Source organism: Prosthecobacter sp. (genome assembly GCF_044378005.1).
Lineage (GTDB): Bacteria > Verrucomicrobiota > Verrucomicrobiia > Verrucomicrobiales > Verrucomicrobiaceae > Prosthecobacter.
The window spans coordinates 1-5,549 of record NZ_JBILYB010000237.1 but is presented as its reverse complement, the minus strand read 5'-3'; the positions used below and the strand labels follow the sequence as shown (position 1 = coordinate 5,549).

Annotated in this window: 4 protein-coding genes; 2 read left to right on the top strand and 2 right to left on the bottom strand. The window is 60.8% G+C overall.

Going from position 1 to position 5,549, the window contains the following annotated elements:
- The first annotated feature begins 346 nt into the window (after positions 1-346).
- On the top strand, positions 347-1,693 hold the full coding sequence (locus tag AC6FTP_RS25135; protein WP_497209650.1) for a S1C family serine protease: 1,347 nt from the start codon (positions 347-349) through the stop codon (positions 1,691-1,693).
- Between the two features lie 114 nt (positions 1,694-1,807).
- On the opposite strand, the gene AC6FTP_RS25130 is transcribed toward AC6FTP_RS25135, so the two are convergent.
- Positions 1,808-3,268 (bottom strand): S41 family peptidase, encoded by a 1,461-nt coding sequence (locus AC6FTP_RS25130; protein WP_497209649.1) that lies wholly within the window; start codon positions 3,266-3,268, stop codon positions 1,808-1,810.
- Between the two features lie 192 nt (positions 3,269-3,460).
- Here AC6FTP_RS25130 and zwf point away from each other — a divergent pair, with 192 nt between their 5' ends.
- Complete coding sequence (gene zwf, locus AC6FTP_RS25125) at positions 3,461-5,005, top strand: glucose-6-phosphate dehydrogenase (RefSeq protein ID WP_497209648.1); 1,545 nt, start codon at positions 3,461-3,463, stop codon at positions 5,003-5,005.
- Positions 5,006-5,084: 79 nt separating this feature from the next.
- Here the strand turns inward: zwf and AC6FTP_RS25120 are convergent.
- A partial coding sequence (locus AC6FTP_RS25120; RefSeq protein WP_497209647.1) for a pseudouridine synthase occupies positions 5,085-5,549 on the bottom strand: 465 nt, incomplete at its 5' end.

Here is a 5,549-nt window from a genome sequence, read left to right as displayed (position 1 = left end):
ATGAGACGGAAAACGGGGCCGGGCACCGCTGAGTTCGACACCGGATTTCCCACCATCATCAGGCGCGCATGGTCAGGGAATGCTCGGCGGGTTTATAACCCGGAGTTGGTTTGCTCGAGTTGGATACATGGCGTCGCTTAACATTGAGTGTCTGCTTTTTTGCTTTCTTAAAGGAATCATTTTTTGATATGGGTGGGTAAATGCTTGTGCTTGAGCAAGCTAACGATACCCTGACTCCATGAATTTTCGTTGCCCCTTCTGCCAATTAATGATGACTGCGCCGACTGGATTCCAGGGAGGGCAGGTGCAGTGTGCTGGCTGCCAGCAAGTGTTTATGGTAGGCAGCATGATGCCCACCATGCCTGTCGTGCAGCCTGAGCCTGCTTATGCACCGCAGACTCAGCCCGCGCGACCCGCCACACCAGCGGCACGATCTCCAGGCCAGCCACAAGTGCCTCGTGGCCCGCAGGCAGCAGGCGCGAGACAGCCTCAAAAGCCGGGCACTTCCGGTCCGCCGAAAGCCAAAGCCCATGGAAAAGCCGCGGAATCTGAGGGGGCGGGAGGCATGGTGATGGGGCTGATGTTTGCCGGCATACTGCTCGTCGGTGTGGGAGTCATCTATGGGGGGCTGCAATGGGTGAGCCATATGCAAGCCAAGGCAAAGGAGGACCAGTTCGGGCTGCCCAAAGAGTATCGCCAGCAGGAGCAGGCACGGCAGGAATCTTTCCGTGATTATCAGAGGGCGGAAAAGATTGAGGAGGAGAAGTCGAAGCAGGCATTCATCACCTTCATCACGGCCTATGTGTGTGGTGGGAATCAAACGGTGGGGAGCGAAGTTGCCGCTGAACTCAATGCTGTTGGGGAGGAACTCAATGTCTTGCGGACAGACGCAGATGCCGGAAATGATCCCTCTGACCCGCGTGCCTATTGGAAAGAGCATTTCACCCGCCGCGTGGCGGGCAATCAGATCATCGCCGCCTGGCTGGGTGGCAAGTCGCCTGCGATGCTGACGGACATGATCTGGGGAAGGCCTGCGGGAGAGGCCCAAGGCGGATCTGCACCAGATTTCCTGATCGCCGGGTCTTATTCCTCGAACGGCACCGGCTTTTTCATTTCTTCTGACGGGTGGGTGCTCACCAATGATCATGTAGTGAGGTATGTGGACACGGTGGACATCCGGTGTGTGGACGGGGTCATTCGCCAGGCTAGAGTGGTCAAAAAAGATGCTGGGAGTGATCTCGCTCTGCTCAAATGTGATTGGACTCCTAGTTCATGGCTGACTCTAAGCACGGACAAGATCGACATGGGAGCGGAGGTCTTCACGATTGGGTTTCCGAACATGACGATCCAGGGCATTGCCCCCAAATTTACTGATGGCCGCATCAGCAGTCTCAGCGGCTTTCGGGATGATCCCAAAGGCTTCCAAATATCCGTGCCGGTGCAGCCTGGGAATTCAGGTGGACCGCTGATCCACTTCGCTTCCGGCACGGTGGCGGGAGTGATCAATGCGCGATTGTCGGGGGAGGATGCCGACAACGTGTCCTATGCAATTAAGGGTGAAGTGGTGCGCGCCTTTCTGGCCGCCAGTTCCGAAGTGAAGCTTCCAGTCTCTTCAGGCTCTGCGGGTGCTGACGATGCGGAGACCCAAATCCAGAAGACGCGGGATGCCGTGGTGCTGATTCTGGTCAAGTGAGACGAGTAGAACGAGTTGGTAACTCCTACACTGTGCGGCGGGTTTGTAACCCGCGCCGTCATCTCTCCCGAGCTGTAAACTCGGGGAACCAGTTTAACGACTTTCAAAGTCGTTCTACGGGGACAGCGGCAGGGCTTTGGGCACGTTCGGCGGCGGGGTTTTCACCGGCGCGGGCCTGGGCTCTTCCTGGGGCCTGAAGGACTCGAAGACGAGCGCGCCTTTGAGGGCATCGACCGCACGTTCGAGTTGCTTGTCGCCGAGGTTGGCGATCTCGATGGCGGCGGCTTCGCCGGTGCCGTGGTTGTTGCGCCATTTGGCGACACGCATTTCCTCCTCAGTGCTGAGCACGGAGACGATGTTTGGCTCCACGCCGTGCTCGTGGATGGTGCGATGACTCGGCGTGTAGTATTTGGCGATGGTCATGCGCATGGCGGCGCCGTTCTTCATGGGGATGATGCTCTGGACGCTACCTTTGCCAAAGCTGGTGGTGCCGACGACGATGGCGCGCTTCAAGTCCTGGAGGGCTCCGGCGGTGATCTCGGCGGCACTGGCGCTGCCGTGATTGATGAGCACGGCCATGGGGTAGCGGCGCTGGCGTTTGCCTTCGCGTGAGGGGGTGCGGTAGGGCGGGGGATTCTGCGAGGCGATGCGGCCCTCGGTGGTGACGACGACGGTGCCCTCGGGCAGGAATTCGCCACACACGGCGATGGCGCTGTCGAGCAGGCCGCCGGGGTTGTTGCGCATGTCGAGCACGAAGGCCTGCATGCCCTGCTTTTCGAGTTCATCCAGCGCGGCGCTGAGATCCCTGGCGGTGGCCTGGGTGAACTCGGAGACTCGGGCGTAACCGATCTTATAGTTGCCCGCCATTGTTGGCGTGAAGAGCATGGCGTCATGCATGGAGGTCTCGCTGAGGGTCTCGCGCTTGAGGGTGAATTCGAGGAACTGCTTCGTGCCGGGGCGGCGGACGGTGAGCTTCAATTCTTCACCAGCTTTGCCGGTGAGGAGCTGGATGGCCTCGGCGACGCCGACGCTGTCGGTGAGGACGTCATTGATGCGGACCATCTGATCTCCGCCGATGATGCCCGCACGTGCGGCGGGGCCGTCTTCACGCACGCTGATGATGGTGAGCGAGCCCTCGCGCAGGGTGACGCTGATGCCCACGCCTTCGGACTCGTCCGACTGCTCGCGGCGCATGTCTTCAAAGAGGCTCTTGCCCATGTATTCGCAGTGGGGGTCGAGCTTGCGGAGCATGCCCTCCAGCGCGCCCTCCACGAGCTGCTCGTAGGTGACCTGGGACTCGTTGACGTAGCTCTGGCGGATGGTCTCCATGGCGCGCGTGAGCAGCTCCATCTGGCGGTAGGCATCGTCCGGCGGCGGCTTCACGGGCGCGTCCTTCGGCTTCTCGGCAGCAGGCTTCGGCTTGGGCGCGGGGTCGTCTTTCGGAGCGGCGGATTTGGCCGGAGTGGGGACGACTGCCGATGGCACTGTTGGAGGAGTCGTTGGCGTGGCGGCAGGATTTGCCGCACGGAGAGAGAGTCCCGCGAGGAGGCAGAGGGTGGCCAAAAAGCTGCGCATGAGCCGAGTGTGCATCATTCTAGCCGGAGGAACAGAGCAAAAATCGTGCTCAGAGTTTCCACCAGTGTCTGCTCATGCAGGCCATGAAGTCATTTCATCCTGCCCGGCACGCCCCTTGCGCATCATGGGTTGCCAGCCGGGCGGGGGCGGGTAAGTCTCCGCCCGCCTTCTCCCCGGCGGGCGCATCCCCTCATGTCTGATCTGGAAAACCCCTTTCAAGAAACGCTCCTCTCGCGTCACCGCGCCGAGCCCTGCACCGTGGTCATCTTTGGCGCCACGGGCGACCTGACGAACCGTAAGCTCATCCCTGCCCTCTACAATGTGGCCGCCTGCGGGGATCTGCCGCCGCAATTTAAGGTGATCGGCTTCGCCCGCCGCGACAAATCCGACGAGGTCTTCCGCTCCGAGCTGGAGGAGGGGAATCGCAAAAACTCCCGTCAGGGCCACAACGACGAGCTGTGGTCCAGCTTCAGCCAGAGCATCCACTACCACCGCAGCGAGTTTGAAGATCCGGCGGGCTACATCGCTCTCAAAATCCTGCTCGATAAGTTCGACCAGGAACGCGGCGCTCCAGCGAACCGTCTTTTTTACCTCGCCTCCGCCCCCGAGGCCTTCAAACCGATCCTGGAGATGATCAAGGCCACCGGTCTGAACTCCGGCGTCGGCGGCAAATGGGCGCGTGTGGTGTGTGAGAAGCCGTTCGGCAAAGACCTCGCCACCGCGAAGGCGCTGAATGAAACCGTCGCGGGAACCTTTGCGGAAAAGGACACCTACCGCATCGACCATTACCTGGGCAAAGAGACCGCGCAGAACATCATGGTGCTGCGCTTTGCCAATGCGCTCTTTGAGCCGAACTGGAACAGCCGCTACATCGACAACGTGCAAATCACCTGCGCCGAAAACCTCGGCATGGAAGGCGGACGCGGCGGCTACTACGACACCGCCGGTGCGCTGCGTGACATGGTGCAAAACCACCTCTTCCAGCTCCTCAGCCTCGTCGCCATGGAGCCGCCCACCGATCTCAGCGCTGACTCCGTCCGCGATGAAAAGGTGAAGGTCATCCGCGCTCTGCGCCCGCTCATCGGCCCCGAGGCCGTCGGTGCCAACGTCATCCGCGCGCAATACACCGCAGGCAGTGTCGATGGCGTCTCGCGTGTCGGTTATCGTCAGGAAGACCGCGTGAACCCCGAGTCGAAGACCGAGGCCTACGTCGCTTTGCGCCTGTTCATCGACACCTGGCGCTGGCAGGGCGTGCCCTTCTACATCCGCGTGGGCAAGCAGCTCCCGAAGAAGGCCACCGAGATCAGCATTCACTTCAAAAAGCCGCCGCAGGTCCCCTTCGCCACGCAAAAACTGCTCGGCAGCAACAGCGAAAACACGTTGGTCATCCGCATCCAGCCGGACGAAGGCATCGCCATGCGCATCCTGTGCAAGCAGCCCGGTCAGGCCATGTCCATGCAGCAGGTGAAGATGGACTTCCGCTACTCCGCCAGCTTTGGAAAGGCCAGCCCCGAAGCCTACGAGCGCCTGCTTTTAGACGCCATGGCCGGTGACGCCACCCTCTTCGCCCGACGCGATGAAGTGGAAAGCGCCTGGAAGTTCATCGATGAGATCGAGCACGCCTGGCACAAGAGCGGCACCCCGCCGCCCATGTGCGAATACCCCGCCGGAAGCTGGGGCCCGAAAGAAGCCGACGATCTCCTGCGCCAGGATGGGCACGAGTGGCGGCTGTTATGACGGAAGCTTAGAAGCTTGCTTCGCTGATAATCGTATCGCCTCACCAATAATTCACACCGGAGCGTGGCATTAGGGTAGGTCAGTGCAATGTGCAACCTGATGCCAAAGCCAACCTCTCCTCCGCCGTCAATTCACGCCACTGACCCGGAGCCAGATCCTCCGGCAAAGTCAGACCGCCGATGCTCTCACGATGCAGCGCGGTCACAAAGCATCCGACACGGCCAAACATGCGCTTGATCTGGTGATGGCGACCTTCGTGAAGTGTCACACGGGCACGGCATTCGCCGAGGATCACGAGTTCGCAGGGCAGGGTGGTGATGTCTTCGGCGGCGAAGTGAAATCCACGCTCAAAGGCGGTGACTGCTTCGCTCGGGATGGGCGCATCGGTTTCCACGATGTAGGTCTTCGGCACTTTGGATTGAGCATCCATGAGCTGCTTGGACCAGCGGCCATCATTCGTGAGCAAAAGCAAACCCGTGGACCAGCGGTCGAGCCGACCGGCGATGTGCAGCGTGTGCTTGTCGGGATCGTCGATGAGGTCGAT

What these genes read in the sequence shown, in the direction of transcription:
- zwf (WP_497209648.1), top strand. Translation starts at nt 3,461, where the DNA reads ATGTCTGATCTGGAAAACCCCTTTCAAGAAACGCTCCTCTCGCGTCAC.
- AC6FTP_RS25130 (WP_497209649.1), bottom strand. Translation starts at nt 3,268, where the DNA reads ATGCGCAGCTTTTTGGCCACCCTCTGCCTCCTCGCGGGACTCTCTCTC.
- AC6FTP_RS25135 (WP_497209650.1), top strand. Translation starts at nt 347, where the DNA reads ATGATGCCCACCATGCCTGTCGTGCAGCCTGAGCCTGCTTATGCACCG.